The 19,582-nt window shown below is 48.8% G+C and carries 20 protein-coding genes, 1 pseudogene and 1 riboswitch; of the genes and pseudogenes, 9 read left to right on the top strand and 12 right to left on the bottom strand.

Annotated elements, in window-relative coordinates:
- From IJ369_RS03715 to IJ369_RS03705, 3 genes and pseudogenes are all read left to right on the top strand, one after another.
- A pseudogene (locus IJ369_RS03715) lies at positions 1 to 276 on the top strand (MATE family efflux transporter); the annotation flags it as partial.
- Positions 277 to 405: 129 nt separating this feature from the next.
- Positions 406 to 606, top strand: a complete 201-nt coding sequence (locus IJ369_RS03710; protein WP_290716129.1) for a DUF1858 domain-containing protein — start codon at positions 406 to 408, stop codon at positions 604 to 606.
- A 66-nt stretch (positions 607 to 672) separates the two neighbouring features.
- Complete coding sequence (locus IJ369_RS03705) at positions 673 to 1,293, top strand: flavodoxin family protein (RefSeq protein WP_290716127.1); 621 nt, start codon at positions 673 to 675, stop codon at positions 1,291 to 1,293.
- A gap of 37 nt (positions 1,294 to 1,330) precedes the next feature.
- Here IJ369_RS03705 and IJ369_RS03700 read toward each other — a convergent pair whose 3' ends face one another.
- Positions 1,331 to 3,256 carry an ABC transporter ATP-binding protein gene (locus tag IJ369_RS03700; protein WP_290716125.1) on the bottom strand — a complete coding sequence of 642 codons (1,926 nt, stop codon included), beginning with the start codon at positions 3,254 to 3,256 and terminating at the stop codon, positions 1,331 to 1,333.
- 174 nt (positions 3,257 to 3,430) lie between these two features.
- Here IJ369_RS03700 and IJ369_RS03695 point away from each other — a divergent pair, with 174 nt between their 5' ends.
- From IJ369_RS03695 to IJ369_RS03685, 3 genes are read left to right on the top strand one after another with little or no spacing between them, the layout of a single operon-like run.
- The gene (locus IJ369_RS03695) at positions 3,431 to 4,159 is read left to right on the top strand and encodes a redox-sensing transcriptional repressor Rex (RefSeq protein WP_330612920.1); all 729 of its coding nucleotides are present in this window, start codon (positions 3,431 to 3,433) and stop codon (positions 4,157 to 4,159) included.
- A gap of 60 nt (positions 4,160 to 4,219) precedes the next feature.
- Entirely contained in the window at positions 4,220 to 4,810 is a 591-nt protein-coding gene (locus tag IJ369_RS03690; RefSeq protein ID WP_290716123.1) for a LysE family transporter, read from the top strand.
- Positions 4,811 to 4,822: 12 nt separating this feature from the next.
- Positions 4,823 to 6,181, top strand: coding sequence for an MATE family efflux transporter (locus IJ369_RS03685; RefSeq protein WP_290716121.1), 1,359 nt, complete (start codon positions 4,823 to 4,825; stop codon positions 6,179 to 6,181).
- A gap of 46 nt (positions 6,182 to 6,227) precedes the next feature.
- On the opposite strand, the gene IJ369_RS03680 is transcribed toward IJ369_RS03685, so the two are convergent.
- The gene (locus IJ369_RS03680) at positions 6,228 to 7,583 is read right to left on the bottom strand and encodes a rubredoxin (RefSeq protein ID WP_290716119.1); all 1,356 of its coding nucleotides are present in this window, start codon (positions 7,581 to 7,583) and stop codon (positions 6,228 to 6,230) included.
- 137 nt (positions 7,584 to 7,720) lie between these two features.
- Between IJ369_RS03680 and IJ369_RS03675 the strand changes: the two genes are divergently transcribed.
- Positions 7,721 to 8,383, top strand: coding sequence for a Crp/Fnr family transcriptional regulator (locus IJ369_RS03675; RefSeq protein ID WP_290716116.1), 663 nt, complete (start codon positions 7,721 to 7,723; stop codon positions 8,381 to 8,383).
- A 5-nt stretch (positions 8,384 to 8,388) separates the two neighbouring features.
- Here IJ369_RS03675 and IJ369_RS03670 read toward each other — a convergent pair whose 3' ends face one another.
- From IJ369_RS03670 to IJ369_RS03645, 6 genes are all read right to left on the bottom strand, one after another.
- Positions 8,389 to 9,075 carry a 4Fe-4S double cluster binding domain-containing protein gene (locus tag IJ369_RS03670; RefSeq protein WP_290716113.1) on the bottom strand — a complete coding sequence of 229 codons (687 nt, stop codon included), beginning with the start codon at positions 9,073 to 9,075 and terminating at the stop codon, positions 8,389 to 8,391.
- Positions 9,076 to 9,153: 78 nt separating this feature from the next.
- Positions 9,154 to 9,858, bottom strand: a complete 705-nt coding sequence (locus IJ369_RS03665) for an ABC transporter ATP-binding protein (RefSeq protein ID WP_290716135.1) — start codon at positions 9,856 to 9,858, stop codon at positions 9,154 to 9,156.
- 1 nt (position 9,859) lies between these two features.
- The gene (locus IJ369_RS03660; RefSeq protein ID WP_290716111.1) at positions 9,860 to 10,708 is read right to left on the bottom strand and encodes an ABC transporter ATP-binding protein; all 849 of its coding nucleotides are present in this window, start codon (positions 10,706 to 10,708) and stop codon (positions 9,860 to 9,862) included.
- Entirely contained in the window at positions 10,701 to 11,795 is a 1,095-nt protein-coding gene (locus tag IJ369_RS03655) for a branched-chain amino acid ABC transporter permease (RefSeq protein ID WP_290716109.1), read from the bottom strand. The genes IJ369_RS03660 and IJ369_RS03655 overlap by 8 nt, the downstream gene beginning before the upstream one ends.
- Before the next feature lie 15 nt (positions 11,796 to 11,810).
- Positions 11,811 to 12,698: a branched-chain amino acid ABC transporter permease gene (locus IJ369_RS03650; RefSeq protein ID WP_290716106.1), complete on the bottom strand. Its 888-nt coding sequence runs from the start codon at positions 12,696 to 12,698 to the stop codon at positions 11,811 to 11,813.
- A 162-nt stretch (positions 12,699 to 12,860) separates the two neighbouring features.
- Positions 12,861 to 14,072, bottom strand: coding sequence for an ABC transporter substrate-binding protein (locus IJ369_RS03645; RefSeq protein ID WP_442859662.1), 1,212 nt, complete (start codon positions 14,070 to 14,072; stop codon positions 12,861 to 12,863).
- A 364-nt stretch (positions 14,073 to 14,436) separates the two neighbouring features.
- On the opposite strand from IJ369_RS03645, the gene thyA reads away from it, so the two are divergent.
- Together thyA and IJ369_RS03635 are read left to right on the top strand one after the other, a co-directional pair.
- A complete protein-coding gene (gene thyA / locus IJ369_RS03640) occupies positions 14,437 to 15,267 on the top strand; it encodes a thymidylate synthase (RefSeq protein ID WP_290716102.1) in 831 nt (276 codons plus the stop codon).
- A gap of 12 nt (positions 15,268 to 15,279) precedes the next feature.
- Entirely contained in the window at positions 15,280 to 15,768 is a 489-nt protein-coding gene (locus IJ369_RS03635; protein ID WP_290716099.1) for a dihydrofolate reductase, read from the top strand.
- Between the two features lie 28 nt (positions 15,769 to 15,796).
- Here IJ369_RS03635 and IJ369_RS03630 read toward each other — a convergent pair whose 3' ends face one another.
- From IJ369_RS03630 to IJ369_RS03615, 4 genes are all read right to left on the bottom strand, one after another.
- A complete protein-coding gene (locus IJ369_RS03630; RefSeq protein WP_290716096.1) occupies positions 15,797 to 16,627 on the bottom strand; it encodes an aldo/keto reductase in 831 nt (276 codons plus the stop codon).
- A gap of 11 nt (positions 16,628 to 16,638) precedes the next feature.
- A complete protein-coding gene (locus tag IJ369_RS03625) occupies positions 16,639 to 17,859 on the bottom strand; it encodes a CCA tRNA nucleotidyltransferase (protein ID WP_290716132.1) in 1,221 nt (406 codons plus the stop codon).
- A gap of 128 nt (positions 17,860 to 17,987) precedes the next feature.
- Positions 17,988 to 18,473, bottom strand: coding sequence for a pyridoxamine 5'-phosphate oxidase family protein (locus IJ369_RS03620; RefSeq protein ID WP_290716093.1), 486 nt, complete (start codon positions 18,471 to 18,473; stop codon positions 17,988 to 17,990).
- Positions 18,474 to 18,503: 30 nt separating this feature from the next.
- Complete coding sequence (locus IJ369_RS03615; RefSeq protein WP_290716090.1) at positions 18,504 to 19,145, bottom strand: ECF transporter S component; 642 nt, start codon at positions 19,143 to 19,145, stop codon at positions 18,504 to 18,506.
- 200 nt (positions 19,146 to 19,345) lie between these two features.
- Positions 19,346 to 19,479, bottom strand: a riboswitch (FMN riboswitch).
- Between the last annotated feature and the right edge of the window lie 103 nt (positions 19,480 to 19,582).

Below are 19,582 nucleotides of genomic sequence, written 5' to 3'. Positions count from 1 at the left end.
TGTATCCGTCGGTTCTGTCTGGGGCTGGTGGGCATTGCCGTCCAGTATGCTTATGTGGATGGGCTCACTTCCATGGGGAAGGTCAAATATGCACTGCCCCTGTCCCTCTTCCGAAAGACGCTGTATATCATCCTGCTCATCACCATGCCTATGTTCCTGCCCGTGGAAAATATTTTCTTCGCAGGCTCTATTTCCGATATCATCGGCGCAAGCTTTACGCTGGTGATGTTCTTCAGCGTGGTACGGAAGAAACTGCAGAAGGAAATGGCGAAATAAGAAAGGGCTTTTTTTCGGGCGTTTCCGATAACCTTTCCATAGAAATGCCAATGTAGTTGTAAAATTCATTCTACTTTGGTATAATATCAGCAGAAATTATTTCAATTCAAATATAAGGAGGAATTTTCCATGAAAGTAACAAAAGACATGACAATTGGCGAACTGCTGATGGTGGACAGAGGCGCAGGCATGATCCTGATGCAGAATGGTATGCATTGTGTAGGCTGCCCTTCCGCTGCAGGCGAAACACTGGAAGAAGCATCCATGGTTCACGGCATGAACTGCGACAAACTGGTTGCTGATATCAACGCTTATCTGGAAAGCAAATAATCAAAACAACACGAAAACGGCACATTGTGCCGTTTTTTTGTAAAGAGAGAAAAGAGGAGAGAGAATATGAAGGTACTTCTCATCAATGGCAGCCCCAATGGTCACGGCTGTACATATACTGCCCTGAAGGAGATCGAAAAGACCCTGCGGGGCGAAGGCATCGAAACAGAAATGTTCTATCTGGGCAATAAACCCATCGGCGGCTGCCTGGGCTGCGGCGCCTGCAAGAAAACAGGCAAATGCTTCCAGGATGATGTGGTGAATAAGATTTTGCCCAAAGCAATGGCGGCAGATGGCATCATTTTGGGTGCGCCCGTTCATTATGCTTCTGCGGCAGGCCAGGCGTCTTCCGCTTTCGACAGACTGTTTGTGATGTCCAATGGCGGCTTTGCCAATAAACTGGGGGCGGCAGTGGTTTCCTGCCGCAGAGGTGGCGCTTCTGCAACCTTCGACCAGCTGAATAAATACTTCACCATCAGCAATATGCCTGTGGTTTCCGGAACATACTGGAATCAGGTGCACGGCAATACGCCCGATGAAGTGAAGCAGGACCTGGAAGGGATGCAGAATATGCGCGCCATCGGCAGAAATATGGCGTGGCTTCTGAAATGTATCGAAGCGGGTAAAAATGCCGGTGTTTCTCTGCCCGAGCAGGAAGAAAAAATCAGAACGAATTATATCAGATAAAAATAAAAAACAGACTCAAAAGAGTCTGTTTTTATTTTTAGGAGTTTAATTCCTCCCATTCTTCATACAAGGCTTCCAGTTTTTCTTCCAGCTTGGTTTTTTCTGCGAAGATGTCGTTGGCTTTGGAATAATCCGTGCCACAGGCCGCCATATCTTCGTCGGCTTTGGCGATGGCTGCTTCCGTTTCTTCGATCTCCTTTTCCAGTTTGGCAATTTTATTTGCCAGCTTCCGTTCCGCTGCCTGCTGTTCCTTCTGCTTCAGCCAGTCGTTTTTCGTATCGCTGATGGGCTGGGCAGGTGCGGCTGCAGTGGCTTTCTGGGGATTCTGCAGGGCTTTTTCCGCCTCGTTGCGGGCTCGCTCTGCTTTCTTTTCCAGATAGTAGTCGTAATTGCCGTTATAGAGGATGACACCATCGGGGGTCAGCTCCAGGATTTTTTCTGCTGTTTTATTGATGAAATAACGGTCATGGGAAATATAGATGCAGGTACCTTCGTAGCGGTTGATAGCGCTTTCCAGAACTTCCTTGGAGAACATGTCCAAGTGGTTTGTGGGTTCGTCCAGCATCAGGGTATTGGCCTTGGAAAGCATGATCTTCGCCAGGGAAACACGACCCTTTTCGCCGCCGGAAAGGGCGTTGATGGGTTTGAATACATCGTCCCCTGTGAAAACGAAGGCCGCCAGCATATTTCGAATCTGCCCCTGGGTCAGAGTGGGGTAGGAATCGGAAATTTCTTCGAAGATGGTCTTACTTTCGTCTAATTTTGCCTGCTCCTGGTCATAATAACCAACGAATACGTTGGTGCCGAAACGGATGAGACCACTGTCGGAGGAGACCTCTTTCAACAGCATGCGGAACAGGGTGGATTTGCCTACGCCGTTGGGGCCGATGATAGCCACTTTATCGCTTCTTTTTACATCGAAGGAAACGTTCTGGAAAATTTTCTGCCCGCCGTAGGATTTGGACAGGTTTTCCGCATGGAGCACGTCGTTGCCGCTGGTCAGGAAAGGCGTCAGCGTCAGGCGCATCTGGTCGGGCAGGGCATCGGGTCTGTCGATGCGTTCCATTTTATCCAGGGCCTTTTCGCGGCTTTCTGCCCGCTTGATGGATTTTTCGCGGTTGAACTGGCGCAGGGTGCGAATGACATCCTCCTGATGTTTGATCTCCTTCTGCTGCATATCGTAGGCCTTCTGCTGGATTTCGCGGTTGACTTCTTTCTGCTGCCAGTAGAAGGAGTAGTTGCCATTATAAATAGTGGATTTTTTATTCTCGATCTCGATGACCTTTGTAACGATACGATCTAAGAAATAACGGTCATGGGAAATGATCAAAACGGAACCGGGATAAGCCCGCAGGAAATCTTCCAGCCATTCGATGGAAGCGATATCCAGGTGGTTGGTCGGTTCGTCCAGCAGCAGCACGTCCGGCTTGGAAAGCAGGAGCTTTGCCAGATGGACGCGGGTTTTCTGCCCGCCGGAAAGCTGATTCATAGGGCGGTTGAAGTCGTTATCGGCAAAGCCGAGGCCCTTCAAAACCCCCTTCAGACGGCTCTGATAGCTGTAGCCGTCATTTGCTTCGAAATAGTGCTGCAGAGCGGCGTATTCCTCCATCTTGTCTGCTAAGGCCTGTCCGCTGAGACCCCCCATTTCGTTTTCCATTTCACGAAGATTAGCTTCCGTCTGAATGATTTTTTCGAAAACCGATAGCATTTCTTCATAAATCGTCTTGTCGCTGTCTATCTGTATATTCTGGGCAAGGTAGCCTAAGGATGCATCTTTTTTGAGATAAAATTCACCGCCGTCGGCAGAGATCTCTCCGGTCAGAACCTTGAAAAGAGTGGTCTTGCCGGCGCCGTTTACCCCGACAATGGCGGCTTTTTCCCGTTCTTCAATATGAAATGTGATCTTTTCCAGGATCACATCGATGCCGTATGCTTTGTGTAATTGTCTGCATGCAAGTATCATTTATACAACCTCCGTCTGCATTGCATTGTCTGTTTTTATGATAACAGAAAATTGGGCGGATTAAAAGAGTTATTGTTGACAATAAAATAACAGGAGTGATATACTAAATTTAACCTGAAATAAAAGTGAAGCCGCCCCAATGGCAGCTATTTTCTTTTATGGAGGAAACCCAAAATGAGAGGATTTGGAATTATGGACAGCGAAAAAAAGATCTCCCCGGCAGTAATCAACAGATTACCCAGATACTATCGCTATTTGGGCGACTTGCTGGAAAGTGATATTACTCGCATTTCCTCAAAAGAGCTCAGCGCAAAAATGAACATCACTGCTTCTCAGATCCGCCAGGATCTTAATAATTTCGGCGGTTTTGGTCAGCAGGGCTATGGGTATAACGTTGAATATCTCTACAATGAAATCAAAAAGATCTTAGGTTTGGATAGAATGTACAATATGATCGTCGTAGGCGGCGGTAATATCGGCCAGGCATTGGTGAACTATACCAATTTTGAAAAACGTGGTTTTGTCATCAAGGCTGTATTCGATATCAATCCCCGTTTGATCGGCATGACCATCCGCGGGGTAGAAGTGTACGATATCGACCAGATGGAAGCGTATGTGAAAAGTAACCCCGTGGATGTTGCCATCCTGACACTTCCCCGTTCGCAGGCGGTGAAGGTTGCCAACGATCTGGCGAAATGGGGCGTAAAGGGCATGTGGAATTTCAGCCATGTGGATCTGCAGGTTCCCGATGATGTTCTGGTGGAAAATGTTCACCTGACAGACAGCCTGATGACATTGCTTTATAAGATCAACGAAATGTATTACAGCGGCGATGATATGCATGACCATCATCTGAAAGATGGCCTGCCCGTGAAGCCTTTAAAAGAAACTGAGGAAGAATAATGAAACGATAGCCACCTTTTCGAAGTGTGGCTATTTTCATATATAGAGGGGAGGACGAAAATGTTCAACTGGTTCGCATTTGTTTCTTATGTGGTGGTTTCCAGCATCACGCCGGGGCCCAATAACCTGATGTGTATGGCAAATGGTACGAGATATGGGTTCCGAAAGGGGCTGAAATTCTGCTTTGGCGTTGCGCTGGGCTTTTCCTTGATCGTCCTTTGCGCCATTGGCTGCAATTTTTTTATTAATGAATATATTCCTGCCATCCTGAAGCTGATGACCCCCATTGGCGCGGCCTATATCCTTTGGCTGGCCTGGACGATCTGGCGGGACAAGCCCAAGGAAAAGAAGGAAAGCAAGCTGCAGCTGGATACGACGGCTTTCCATGTGGGGATGATTTTGCAGTTTGTCAATCCGAAGGGCCTGCTTTTTGGCATGACGCTGATCACCAACTTCGTTTTCCCCTATGATCGTTCCTTTGGCATGTTTGCTATGGTGGTCATTTTCTGCTGGGCTATGGTGCTGCTTTCCAATATCTGCTGGCTGCTGTTCGGCTCTATTTTCCAGAAATTCTTTGAGGATTATAAGAGGATCCTGAATGCAGTGATGGCGCTGCTTCTGGTATATTGTGCAGTATCTTTGTTCTTATAAGGAGGAAGAGCAATGGAAGAAGGAAAAATAGAAGAAAAGTCCTATTACTTTTCTAATCGGGATTTGAGAAAATTGATCGTTCCCATGATCATCGAGCAGTTCCTGGCGGTTCTGGTGGGGATGAGTGACTCTATTATGGTAGCGACGGAAGGGGAGCATGCCGTTTCCGGCGTATCTCTGGTGGATACCATCTTTATTCTGCTGATCTATCTATTTGCAGCTATGGCCACCGGGGGCGCCGTTGTTGCGGGGCAGTATATTGGGCAGGATAACCATAAAAAGGCCAATCAGGCGGTTAATCAGCTGATCCTGTTTACGGCGATCTCTTCCATGGTCGTCATGGGGATCATCTATCTGGGGCGCAATCTGATTTTACATAATGTATTCGGCGATATCGAAGCCAATGTTATGGAGGCGGCAAAGACCTATCTGATGATCGTTTCCGCATCCATCCCCTTTATTGCGTTGTATAATGCAGGGGCGGCGGTATTCCGCACCCAGGGGAATGCAAAGGTGCCTATGCATCTTTCCATCATCATGAATACCATCAATGTCTGCGGGAATGCCATTCTGATTTTTGGTTTCGGCATGGGCGTTGCTGGCGCGGCTCTGGCTACACTGACCTCCCGTATGTTTGCGGGCATCGGCATCACATGGCTGCTGCGAAGCCCTTCCCTGATGCTGCATCTGGAAAAGCCTTTTTCCTTCCGTATGGATGGGGGGATGCTGAAAAAGATCGCCTATATCGGCGTGCCCAATGGGCTGGAAAATGGCATGTTTCAGCTGGGTAAGGTTATGGTGCTGAGCATGGTGGCCACCTTCGGTACGGCTTCTATTGCTGCCAATGCCGTTGCCAATGTTCTGGCTACGTTTCAGGTTTTGCCCGGCCTGAGCGTGGGCATGGCGGTCATCACCGTTTGCTCCCGCTGCGTGGGTGCGGGGGACTATGATATGGCCAGATTCTATACCCGTAAGATATTGAAGCTGGTTCATGTGCTGACAGCAGTTTTTACTGCAGTGATTCTGCTGGCGCTGCCTGTGGTGATGCATCTGTATAACCTGTCGCCGGAAGCTATGGAATATACGAAAAAGATCCTCTGGTGGCATGGTGTCATTGCCATCTTCCTCTGGCCGGAGGCCTTCACTTTGGCCAATACCCTTCGCGCCGCCAGCGACGTAAAATATTGTATGATCCTGTCCATCGTTTCCATGTGGGTGTTCCGTATCGGTTTCAGCTACATCATTGCTGTAAAGATGGGTTGGGGCGTATTCGGCGTTTGGGTGGCAATGACCATCGACTGGGTGGTTCGTGCGGCGCTGTTTATCCTTCGGTATAGAGGGACTCGCTGGTATCATGGTGCTGTAAGTTAAATAAAAAAAGGACTTCTCTTGAGGAAGTCCTTTCTTTTTTATAGAATTATTCAGCTTTGAACTGGTCTTTGCCAACGCCGCAAAGAGGACATTCAAAATCAGCGGGCAGATCTGCAAATTTTGTGCCGGGAGCGATGCCGTGTTCGGGATCGCCTTTTGCTTCGTCGTAAACCCAGCCGCATACGTCGCATACATATTTCATACCTTCCACTTCTCCTTCCGTTTCTTCTTCATCTTTATTCAAAGCACTCTGTTCCAGCAGTTCTTCTGCCAGAGCATTCAGTTGTGCAGTGCTTTCTTCATTCAGGGCAGACAGGATCTTCACCGTTGTTTCCGTAAAGGTCAGGTTTTTGCTATCTGCCAGCATTGCGCACATGGTTCTTGCCGCAACGGGGCCCCAGCTGCCGTTTTCGATCAGCGCAACGGTTCTGTTCTGGAAATCCCGTTCTGTCAGATGGTCGATAAAGGTGCGCATGAAGGGGAAAATATCAGCGTTGTAAGTCGTAGTTGCCAGAACCAGCTTGCTGTAGCGGAAGGCATCTGCCACTGCCTGAGACATGTCGCATCTTGCCAGGTCGTGGACAACGACTTTTGCGCCGCCTGCCTGCAGTTTTTCTGCCAGCTGCAGCGCGGCTTTTTTTGTATTCCCGTAAACAGAAGTATAGGCGATCACGATGCCTTCTTCTTCGGGGCGATAGCTGGACCATGTGTCATACAGATCCAGATAGTAGCCGAGATTTTCTGTCAGCACAGGGCCGTGGAGAGGGCAGATGATCTGGATATCCAGACCTGCGGCCTTTTTCAGCAGGTGCTGCACAGGTGTGCCGTATTTGCCAACGATACCGATGTAATAGCGTCTTGCTTCGTCGGCCCAGGGTTCGTCTGCATCAAAGGCACCAAATTTACCGAAGCCGTCTGCAGAGAACAGGACTTTATCTGTGCTGTCGTAAGTAACGATAACTTCGGGCCAATGCACCATGGGGGCAGTGACGAAGGTCAGCTCATGCTTGCCCAGGGAGAGGGTATCCCCTTCGCCTACAACGATCTGTTTTTCTCTGAAATCGCTGCCGAAGAAATGACGCATCATAGCAAAGGCTTTGCCGGAAGCCACGATTTTTGCTTCGGGGTATGCCTTGGTAAAGTTCACGATATTGGCGGAATGATCCGGTTCCATATGCTGCACGATCAGATAGCTGGGGCGTCTGCCTTCCAGAGCTTTCTGGATATTTTCCAGCCATTCCTGTGTAAATTTGGCTTCCACAGAATCCATAATGGCGATCTTTTCGTCGATGATGGCATAGGAATTATATGCCATGCCTTTGGGAACGGCATACTGGCCTTCGAACAGGTCGATCTGGTGGTCGTTGACACCAACGTATTTAATATCATTTGTAATATTCATGGGTTTTTACCTCCCTTTATCGTTTTTCTATAAAAGGATGGCGTATCGATTTATGGAAACGCCTTTCTTTTCTGTTTTGATTATAGTATAATAAACCCAATAATTCTGTTGAAATTTCAACAGAAGGAGGGAAATTTATGAAAAAATATCTAGAAATCCTACAGAAATGCCCTCTTTTCCGTGAAATAGAAGAAGAAAATCTGCTGGCGACGTTGGGATGTCTGGGCGCAAAAATCAAGTCCTTCGAGAAGAAAGATACCATATTTGCGAAAGGGGATGCCGCCAGACAGATCGGGATCGTTCTTTCCGGTTCGGCCCAGATTTTTCAGGTGGATTATTATGGAAACAGAAGCATTTTGTCTGACGTGAGACCATCGGAGGTTTTTGCGGAAGCCTTTGCCTGCGCCGGGGTGCCCTCTCTTCCTGTGACGGTGATCGCCAACGAACCCTGTGAAGTGATGCTGATGGAATGTGACCGCATTTTACATATCTGTCCCAATAACTGCAGCGCCCATCAGCAGATGATCCTGAATCTGGTGAAGGATCTGGCTTCCAAGACGATCATGTTTCAGCAGAGGATAGAGATCACATCCAAGCGTTCCACCAGAGAAAAACTGATGACTTACCTGATGTTTTACGCAAAAAAGGCCAACAGCGAAAGTTTTGATATCCCCTTCAACCGACAGGAGCTTGCCGATTATCTGGAGGTTGACCGCAGCGGTCTTTCTACGGAGATTGGTAAGCTGCGGAAAGAAGGGTTGATCCAGTGTGACAGAAATCACTTTGTTCTTCTGAAATAGCAGTATTATTGTTCGTTCAGATATTTCTGTGTATAGGGGCAGATAGCGAAGCATTTTCCGCAGATGGTAAATTCGAATCCATACAATTCCTGCATACGGGCGCGGATGGTCTTTTCGCAGGCGGCAATGTCTGCCAGCTCTTCCCTTGCCATGCCAGCTTTCCAGTTTGTGCCTGTCAAAGCCTGGGCCGGGCAGGCCTCTACGCATTTGCAGCAGCCGCCGCAGCGACTTTCGGTGATGGCTTCGTCGGCGGGCAGGGGTGCATCGGTCAGCAGGGTGGAAATGCGGATGGCACCGCCATATTCCGGCGTCACCAGAATGCAGCTTTTGCCGATCCAGCCCAGTCCGGCCCTGGTGGCTACGGTTTTATGGGGCAGAGGTGTGCAGGAATTTGCGTCGGCTTTTACCACTTCCGTGGTATTGGCGAAGGCGTGGTAGCCCTTTTCCCGCAGGAAAGCTTCACCTTCTTCCACGATGCCGTTCAGCTTGCTATTCAGGGAATGATACAGGTCATAATATTCCTTGGTAGGGGCTGTTTTCAAATCCTCTACCGTGTGTTTGGGAATGGGAAGGGCAACGGAAATGCCCACGGGATAGTCGCAGTTTTCCACGCCATTCATATTCGCCACGCCCACCAGAGCGGCGCCTTTTTCTTTCAGCAGTTCCAATAATTCTTTTTTCAAAGTATCCATTTTTTTCACCTCGATATAAGAAAGAGCATCTTCTCAACGGAAGATGCTCTTTGGTTGCGAAGAAAATGATCTTCTCAATCATTTTGTTTTACCCAGGTAAGCCTGTTTGATTTCTTCATTTGCCAGCAGTTCTGCGCCGGTGCCTTCCATGGTGATGGTGCCGGTTTCGATAACGTATGCCTTATGGGCAACTTTCAGAGCCATGTTGGCGTTCTGTTCGATCAGAAGCACGGTGATGCCCTGTTCATTGATGGTCTGGATGATTTTGAAGATATCCTTAACTACCAGAGGCGCCAGACCCAGGGAAGGTTCATCCATCATAATTACCTTAGGTTTGCTCATCAGGGCACGGCCTACGGCCAGCATCTGCTGTTCGCCGCCGGAAAGGGTACCTGCCATCTGCCATTCTCTTTCCTTCAGGCGAGGGAACAGGGAATAGATGTATTCCAGGTCTTCCTTCAGGCTGTCGTTTCTCAGATATGCGCCGATTTTCAGGTTTTCCAGAACGGTCAGGTTAGGGAAAACGCGTCTGCCTTCGGGCACCAGTGTGATACCCATGGAAACGATCTGGTCGGGCGTTTTGCCCACGATTTCCTGCCCATTGTAGAGGATGGAAGCCTGTTTGGGCTTAACCAGACCGGAAATAGATTTCAGTGTTGTGGATTTGCCTGCGCCGTTGGCGCCGATCAGGGTTACGATCTGGCCTTCGGGAACGATCATATCGATGCCTTTTACGGCCTCGATGCCGCCGTAGGAAACCACCAGATTTTTGATTTCAAGAATATTACTCATCGTCAGCCACCCCCAAATATGCGTCGATTACGCGCTGGTCATTCTGGATATCCGCAGGTGTGCCGTTGGCGATCTGCTTACCAAAGTCGATAACATAGATCCAGTCGGAAATATCCATAACCAGATTCATGTGGTGTTCGATCATAAAAATCGTCAGATGGAATTTATCGCGTACATCTCTGATAAATTCTGTCAGTTCGTCTGTTTCCTGGGGGTTCAGACCTGCTGCGGGTTCATCCAGGAGGAGCAGTGTAGGTTCTGTTGCCAATGCGCGGGCGATCTCCAGATGTCTCTGCTTACCATAGGGCAGAGAGGATGCGATCTCATCCTTTACATCATACAGATCCAGGATACGCAGCAGTTCCAGGGAATCTGCCTTCATCTTTGCTTCTTCCTTATGGTTCAGGCGGAAAGTATCTGCGAAGATATTGGCTTTCATGCGCATGTGCTTTGCGATCAGAACGTTTTCCAGAACGGTCAGTTCCTTGAACAGGCGGATATTCTGGAAGGTACGGGCGATGCCCAGTTTTGTGATCTTATCAGGGGTAGGTTCCAGGGTCTTTTTGTATTTGCCCTTGTTTTCCCCTGCGTAAAGTTTATCCATCTTGCCCTTGGGGAAGTTGGAGATGATCGTATTGCCGTGGAATTTTACTTCGCCGTTGGTAGGCGCATAAACGCCTGTGATGACGTTGAAGGCTGTTGTTTTGCCGGCACCGTTAGGGCCGATCAGGGAAACGATTTCGCCTTCTCTTACCTTCAGTGTGAGGTTGTTTACGGCAACGACACCACCAAACTGCATCGTAATGTCTTTTACATTCAGGATGGTTTTTTTATCACTCATTGCCTTCACCTCCTACGGGAGCTTTTTCTTTTTTATCCAGACGTTTCAGGATGAAGTTCCAGTTGAATTCTCTGGTGCCCATGATACCCTTGCGGAAGAACAGAACCACGATCATCAGGATGATGGAGAAGATTACCATACGGAAGCCTGTTTTGAACAGGGGGATCTGTACGCCTGCAATGAAGAAGGGCTGATCCAGGAAGCGGAGCCACCATTCCCTTGCCGCGATGACGATGAAGGAAGAGATGACGCTGCCTGTCAGGGAGCCCATACCGCCGATAACAACGATCAGCAGGATGTTATAAGTCAGAGTTACGTTGAATGTAGTGGATGTGATCGCACCCATATACATTGCCATCAGCGCACCGCCGACACCGGCAAAGAAGGAGCTGATGATAAAGGACATCTGTTTATGTTTTGCCAGATTGATCCCCATGGCTTCTGCGGCGATCTCATCTTCGCGGATGGCCTTGAAGGCTCTGCCGTAGGAAGAATTGATCAGCAGCCATACGATGAAGATACAGATACCTACAACGATGAAGGGGAAGAAGAAGCTGGGGAATTTGGGGATCAGCTTCAGGCCCAGGGAGCCGTTTGTGATACGGTTCAGAGGGGAGCTGCCCACAACGATACGTACGATTTCCGCAAAGCCCAGAGTGGCAATGGCGAAATAGTCACTTTTCAGTCTCAGTACGGGAGCGCCGATGAGACCTGCCACGATGGCGCAGACCAGACCTGCAAGGATCAGAGCCACGATGATGGGCAGTTCAATATTTGCCAGCCAGTCAGCCACGCCATACAGATAGTAAACGCCGGGACGCTGTGCCGCAGGGATGGTGAAGATGGCGAAAACATATGCGCCCAGAGCCATAAAGCCCGCCTGCCCCAGAGAGAACAGACCTGTGAAGCCGTTCAGCAGATTCATGGAAACTGCCACCAGAGCGTAAATCGCGCCCAGCTGCAAAACGGTACGCAGCATATCCGTGGAGGAGGTTGTCGCATATACGCCAAAGAGGGCGCCTGCCAGGACAAGGATGCCGATGATGGATAAGATAATAGAGAGTTTGTGTTTTTTCTGTTCTGTCATATCGTTCACCTGCCCTTATACTTTTTCTGTGATCTTTTCGCCGAACAGGCCGGTAGGCTTGAACAGCAGAACAACGATCAGCAGGATGAATGTGAATACGTCACTGAATTCGGAATAGCCCGCAGCCTTGATGAAGGTTTCGGAAAGGCCGATGACAAAGCCGCCCAGCATCGCGCCGGGAATGGAGCCGATGCCGCCGAATACCGCGGCGATAAAGCATTTTGTGCCGGGCAGAGAACCTACCAGGGGGTAAACGGAGGGGCGGGGTGTGAAATACAGGATGGAGCCTGTTGCCGCCAGGAAGCAACCGATGACGAAAGTGAAGCTGATGACACGGTTGATCTTGATACCCATCAGCTGGGAAGTTTCAAAGTCCTTGGAAACCGCGCGCATCGCCATACCGATCTTTGTGTGGTTGATCAGCTGCAGCAGCAGGAATACGAACACCAGAGTCAGGATGGGAGTGATGAATGTCACCACGGAAGTGGAAATGCTGCCGATTGTGATGGTTTTTGTGAGAAAACCGATGGAAGGGTAGCCTTTGGGCAGCGCAGAGAAGAGATATGTAGCCAGATTCTGCAGCAGATAGGAAACGCCGATGGCAGAGATCATAATAGACATACGAGGTGCGCTTCTGAGGGGTTTATAGGCTACTTTTTCGATGACAACGCCCAGGATGACCGTCGCCGCCAGAACGATGATGATGGAAACATACCAGGGCAGTGCGAAGTCTACCATGGCAAAAATCATGAAATATGCTGCCATCATAAAGATGTCGCCGTGGGCAAAGTTGATCAGGCGCAGGATGCCGTAAACCATGGTGTAACCAATGGCGATGAGGGCGTAGATGCCGCCGATGGAAATGCCCGTCAGGCAGTATTGTAAGAATGCTGTTGATGTCATAGACAGACCTCCTGACATAAGTTTTTTGAAACCGACTTGGAAAGGTTTAAAAAGATTGGAATTTTAATCTTTGCAAACCTTTACAAGCCGATTTTAAGAAAAAGCGGCGGGAGGCTTTCCCGCCGCAAAAAGTCTCAATGTTGTTTGCAAAGAAACAAATGATCAAGCAGTTTCGTCGATCTGTTTCTTAACGAATACGAATTTGCCGCCCTGTACCTGTTTCAGGTAAGCTGCGTCTTTGTTAGCGTCGCCGATTTCGTCGAATGTGATGTTGCCTGTTACGCCGTCGAAGTTTACGCCAACCAGAGCGTCACGTACGTTTACGCTTGTCAGGTCGCCTTCTGTGCCGTCCAGAGCTGCCAGAGCATTGTACATTGCCATGTAAGCATCATAACCCAGAGCGGATACTGCTGCAACGCCGTCTGTGCCGCCGTTCAGAGTGATGCGCTGTGCATCTTCGTTCAGGTATGCTTTGAAGCCGTCAACGAAGTCTTTTGCCAGAGGTGTGGATTCGTCGTTTTCATCGAAGAATGTGGAGAATGTTACACCTTCAGCTGCAGCGCCTGCTGCTGCAACGATGGATTCATTTTCCCATGTGTCGGAACCCAGGATCTGTGCTGTCAGGCCGTTTGCTGTTGCCTGAGGCAGGATCAGAGTTGCTGTTGCGATGGAGCAAGGGATGAATACACATTCAGCGCCGGACTGTTTTACGCTTGTCAGGATCGCATTGAAGTCGGATTCGTTTGTCTGGTATGTTTCATCAGCAACGATTGTGCCGCCCAGCTGTTCAAACGCTTGTTTGAAGTATGCTGCCAGACCTGTGGAGTAGTCATCGCCGTTCTGGCTGATCACTGCTGCTGTTTTGTAGCCCTGGTCTACTGCAGCGTAGGAAGCCATTACTGTGCCCTGGAAAGGATCCAGGAAGCATGTTCTGAAGTAGAAATCATTGCCTGCTGTAACCTGAGGGTTTGTGCAGGAGCAGCCGATGGCGGGAACGCCTGCGTCAGCAAATGTCTGGCCGGCTGCGATGGAAACGCCGGAACCATAGGAACCCAGAACGCCAACAACGCCGGAGCTGATCAGAGACTGTGCTGCTGTAACAGCTGCTGTTTTGTCGGACTGGTTGTCAACTTCTACCAGTTCAATGTTGTATGTTGTGCCGTTGATATCAACTGTGGGCGCAACTGTGTTTGCGTAACGGATACCCAGAACTTCCTGCATACCGCCGCCGCCGTTTTCACCTGTTGTAGGTTCGAAAACGCCGATTTTGATTGTTTCACCGCTGATGGGTGTGCCGCTTGCTGTAGATGCTGTTTCTTCAGAGCCGCCGCCGCAGGCTGCCAGAGACAGTGTCATCACAGAGGCCAGAGCCAGAGCAATAAACTTTTTCATAATTTACAACCTCCCATAATGGTCTTTCCGGGAAAGCATCCAACCGGAAACCGTCGTTTTTTCATAAAATGGCTATGTACCCCGCACAAATGTTTGCTCGGGGAAAACAGATGCTTTTGCCATTATTCAAAATATACCATAAAATCAGGGGATATGCAACACGTGGACAAACCTTTTTCTGGAAAGGACAGTTTATTTTCAGGAATGTATGGAAAAAAGAACAAAGACCATCTTTTTTCTGGGGGGAAAATACATATAGAAGGGAATAGAAAGTCGTCGTATTTTATGATATAATTCCTCCGATTTATATCATATTTTAGAAAAAAATAAAAAAGGAGGAATCGTTTTGAGCAGAGCGGACGAATTATTTAAGGTAAATTGCAGACAGATTTTAGAACATGGATTTTCTACAGAAAATGAAAAGGTGCGTGCTGTTTGGGAAGACGGTACTCCTGCCCATACCATCAAGACCTTTGGCGTGGTGAACAGATATAACCTGCAGGAGGAATTCCCCCTGATGACCCTGCGCTACACCAACTGGAAGGCTGCCATTGATGAAATCCTGTGGATCTGGCAGAAAAAATCCAACAATGTAAACGACCTGAACAGCCATATCTGGGATTCCTGGGCCGACGAAAATGGCTCCATCGGTAAGGCTTACGGCTACCAGCTGGGCGTGAAATATAAATTCCCCCATGGCGAAATGGATCAGGTAGACAACGTGCTGTGGCAGCTGAAAAATACGCCTGCTTCCAGACGTATTATGACGAATATTTATAATTTTTCCGACCTGACAGAAATGGGCCTGGAACCCTGTGCCTACAGCATGACATTCAACGTAACAGGCAACAAGCTGAACGGCATCCTGAACCAGCGTTCTCAGGATACGCTGACTGCAAATAACTGGAACGTGGTGCAGTATTCTGCCCTGCTGATGATGTTTGCCCAGGTGAGCGGTCTGGAACCCGGCGAATTCATCCATGTCATTTCCGATATGCATATTTATGACAGACACGTGGATATGGTAAAGACTATGCTGGAAAGAGAACCTCTGCCCGCGGCAAAGGTACGTCTGAACCCTGAAATCAAAAATTTCTATGATTTCACAGTAGATGATTTCATTGTGGAAGAGTATCAGTATCATAAATCTCTGGGCAAAGTGCCTGTGGCTATCTAAGGAGGTTTTGACATGGATATTATCGTAGCAGTTGATGAAAAATGGGGCATCGGCAAGGATGGAGACCTGCTGCAGCGCATTTCTGCGGATATGAAATATTTTCGTCAGAAAACCACAGGCAATGTGCTGGTCATGGGTAGAAAGACCCTGGAATCCTTTCCTAATAAAAAACCCCTGCCCAATCGTGTGAATATCGTGCTGACGACAAACAAGGACTATGAGGCAGAGGGTGTTGTGTTCTGCCATGATATCACAGACCTGCCCGAAGTGCTGAAGCCTTATGAAGATAAGCAGATTTTTGTTGCCGGCGGCGGCACGATTTATAAACAGCTGCTTTCCCTGTGCGAAAAGGCATACGTAACAAAAATCTACAACACCTATGCCGCAGATACCGTGTTCCCCAATCTGGATGAAAACCCCGCGTGGGAACTGGCAGAAAAAGGCGAATTGCAGGAGGAAAATGGCGTGAAATTTTCCTTTGATGTATATAAAAAGAAATAAAAAAGGACTTCCTTTCGGAAGTCCTTTTTTAATCAAAATGTTCCGGATGGATCCCCGACCATCCCGTCTGGGGCATGGTCATCAGGCGATAGACGTCCTCCAGTTCCAGATCGAAATCGAAGATATCCAGATTTGCCTTCATCCGCTCAGACGCAGAGGATTTGGGCAGGGGCAGGATATTATTCTGCAGGCAGAACCGCAGGCAGATCTGCGCAGGGCTCTTGCCGTATTTTTTTGAAAGTTCCAGAATCAGGGGATCATCCAGCAGCTTCCCTCTGCCCAGGGGGCTCCAGGCTTCCACCTGTATGCCGTGGTTCAGGCAGAATTGGGTGGTGGCATGCTGGGTATAGCCGGGGTGGAATTCCAGCTGGTCTACCATAGGGATGGTGTTGGCATCCTTCATCACATGCAGCAGATGCTGGGGCAGGAAATTGCAGACGCCGATGGCGCTGACAGCCCCTTCTTCATACAGCTTTTCCAATGCCTTCCAGCTTTCCGTCACCAGAGGCTTCCAGTCTGCGCCGGGGTGGGGCATGGGCCAGTGGATGAGAAACATATCCAGATACTGCACGCCCAGATCGTTGATGGAGGCTTCAAAGCTGCGCATGGTCTTGTCATAGCCCAGTTCTGTTTTCCAGACCTTGCTTGTCAGGAAAAGTTCCCGGCGGGGGATGCCGCATTCCTTCAGGGCATTGCCAATCATTTTTTCATTTTCATATCTTCTGGCGGTGTCAATGTGGCGATAGCCTGCCTCCAGGGCGTCCAGAATGATTTTTTCTTCCTTTACCAGATAGGTGCCGAAGCCCACAAAGGGCAGTTCCTCACCGTTTTCCAGAACGAATCCTTTTTTATCGATCATAATTTCCCTCCTTACAGCAGGCCTTTTTCTTTCAGAATGGAAAGGGCCTGTTCGGTCAGAATTTCTTTTGTATTTTTTTCAGGTTCCTGCAGCACCATATCCAGCAGTTCTGCCAAGATGTTGCCCAGTTCCTTGCCGTGGGGTGCGCCCATGGCCATCAGGTCTTTGCCTGATAATTCCAATGTTTTCAAAGTCAGGCAGTCGCCGTCTGCAAGGATTTTTTCAAAGAGAGCCTTGCTTTCTCTGTGGGGGGAAGCGGGGCGCAAAATTGCCTGAATCGTCAGTAACTGGTTCAATGCTTCTTCGCCGATAGTTCCTGCCAGCTTGCGAAGAGGATATGCCTCTGTAGGCACATCATTGGGCAGGTAGTCCAAAAGTAAGCAGACCCGTTTCAGGGTATGGTTGTCGAATTTCATGCCTTTCAGGAAAGCCTTCGCCTCGGCGGAAGTATAATCCTGCAGAACGATAGCCCAACGGAGCAGAGCATCTCTGGGGCAGGCGGAAATTTCATCCAGAATGGTCTGGCTGCGGCTGATGAGCCTTGCGGAAAGGACGGGATCGATTTGTGCCAGCAGACCGCTTTCCCAAAGCAGGGGCATTTTTTCCTTAAAGGGAGAAAGCCACAGCTTTTCCAGTTCCTCGCGGATGCGTTCCACGCTGATTTTCTGGATCAATGCCGTATTGGCGCAAAGGGCCGCCCACGTTTCCGGCTCGATTTCGAAGCCAAGCTGTGCCGCAAAGCGCACGCAGCGCAGCATACGCAGGGCGTCCTCCTGAAAACGTTTGGGAGGGTCGCCCACACCACGGATGGTTTCTGCCGCAATGTCCTCCTGTCCGTGGAAGGGGTCCCGGAAGCCTTCGTCGGGGTGGTAGGCGATGGCGTTCATGGTGAAGTCTCTTCGCAGCAGGTCTTCCGTCAGGTTTTTGGTAAAGGAAACCTCGTCGGGGTGGCGGCAGTCGGCATATTCGCCGTCCACACGATAAGTCGTTACTTCGTAATTTTCCTTATGCAGGACTACTGTAATGGTGCCGTGCTGGATGCCTGTGTCGAAGGTATGGTCGAAGAAGGTTTTTGTTTCTTCGGGCAGGGCGGAGGTGGTGATGTCCCAATCCTGGGGAATGCGCCCCAGAATGGAATCGCGGACACAGCCGCCGACGATATAGGCTTCGTGGCCGCCCTCGTTCAGTTTATTTAAGATAAATGCCGCATCTCGGGGCATGGTGACTTTCATTTTACTCAAATTTATAACCTCCAATCAAAATGGATCTAAGGTTATTATACCATAAAAAGATACCCCGAGGGGAGGGGGTATCTTTTCTAAGGGGAATAATACAATTGATTTCTATTTCGAACAAAAGGTTATTTTTTGTCGTAAGGTTTGACTTCAACGGCCTCTTTATCGAAGTCAATGAAGATCTGGTAGGCGTAGTTATCCTCGCTGGTATCCCAGACTTCCACGAATTTGGGGGTCACTTCAATGATAATCTCTGTATCCTCGTGGCTGTATTTATTGTAGCTGCCCCAGAGGTGCTTTTTGTAAAGCTGTTCAAACACTCTGCCGGGCTCGTCCACCACCAGACCTTTGTTTTCCGCGATGCCTTCCACCTGGATGCCGCCATAGCAAAGAGCAACCTGGGGGTTTTCGTAAAGCTGTTTTGTCTTGCGGAAGTTTTTATCGGTTTTGAAGTAGATTTTATCATTATAGAACAGGCAGCTGACATTGCGCACCATGACGTAATCGTTCACACTGCTGGCCAGGGCCATGATCTTCCAATCGCCCAGCTGTTCAAAAAAGAGGGCCTTTGCCTGTTCGAAGCTTAAATTTTTATCCATGCTGAATTTCATATCTGTTTTCTCCTTATTCTATCATCAAAATTATGCTTTTTTAGGGTTGGATGCGGGTGCGCCTGTGAAGCCGTAGCCATGGAGCACGGGGCTCAGGCGTTTATACAATACCATGGCGCCCAGGGAATTGATGCCGCATTTGATCAGGTTGAATGGCAGGATACCCAGGATCGCCAGTGTGAATACGTCTGTTACCATGGGGTTTGCTTCTGTACACATTGCTACGAAATAAGCCATATCCTGGCCCATCAGTGTCATGTAGAAGGGGATGATGATATACAGGTTTGTGAAGATGGCAACGATACCTGTGAAAACAGAGCCAATCGCCATGCCTGCCATTGCAGTTTTCTTTGTTTTATTGCGATGATACAGAATGACGGGAGGCAGCACATAAGCGCAGCTGAGGAGCACATTCTGTAGTTCGCCGGTGAAGGCGGAAGCAGTGCCTTCTGTTGCCAGCTTCAGCAGGATTTTCACCATAATGATGCAGAACGCCTGCACAGGGCCCATGGCGAAGCCGCCGATCAGTTCCACCAGGCCGCACAGGTCAAAGTTCATAAAGGGCGGCATGAAGGGCAGAGGGAAATCTACGTGCATCAGCACACAGCAGATAGCGCCCAGCATTGCGATAACGGTCAGGTCTCTTGTTTTGAATTTCTTTTTGGTTTTCATGTTTCATTCCTCCAGATTTTTAAGAATTTTGAAAAGTGATATCTATCTTAAACAAACTGTGGGAATCCTTCTTAGATTGGTCATTGGCACTGTATGAAAAAAGCCCCTTAGACGATCGTCCAAGGGGCATTGCGTACAGCAAAAGAAGCACCATGCAGGCACGCAGATTTTCCGCGCGAAAAAAACGCCTGAACAGCACCAATTTTCTTCTCTCATCCGGACTGTCACCGTCGGTTCTGGAATTTCACCAGATCAGCCTCGGGCATCTTTCGACACCAAAGGGTCGCGGACTTTCACCGCCGGTAGGGAATTGCACCCTGCCCCGAAGAATCACCATATATTTGTAAATCTACCATAGCACAAAAGACATCTGTGCGCAATAGAAATTCAATATTTTTAAGAAAATTTTTCTGTGCATCGATTTTCTGAAAAAAGTG

The sequence above is a fragment of the Anaerotignum sp. genome, from assembly GCF_017483025.1.
Taxonomy (GTDB): Bacteria; Bacillota; Clostridia; order Lachnospirales; family Anaerotignaceae; genus Anaerotignum_A.
The sequence above is the reverse complement of the archived record's forward strand: the minus strand, read 5'-3'. Positions and strand labels throughout refer to the sequence as shown.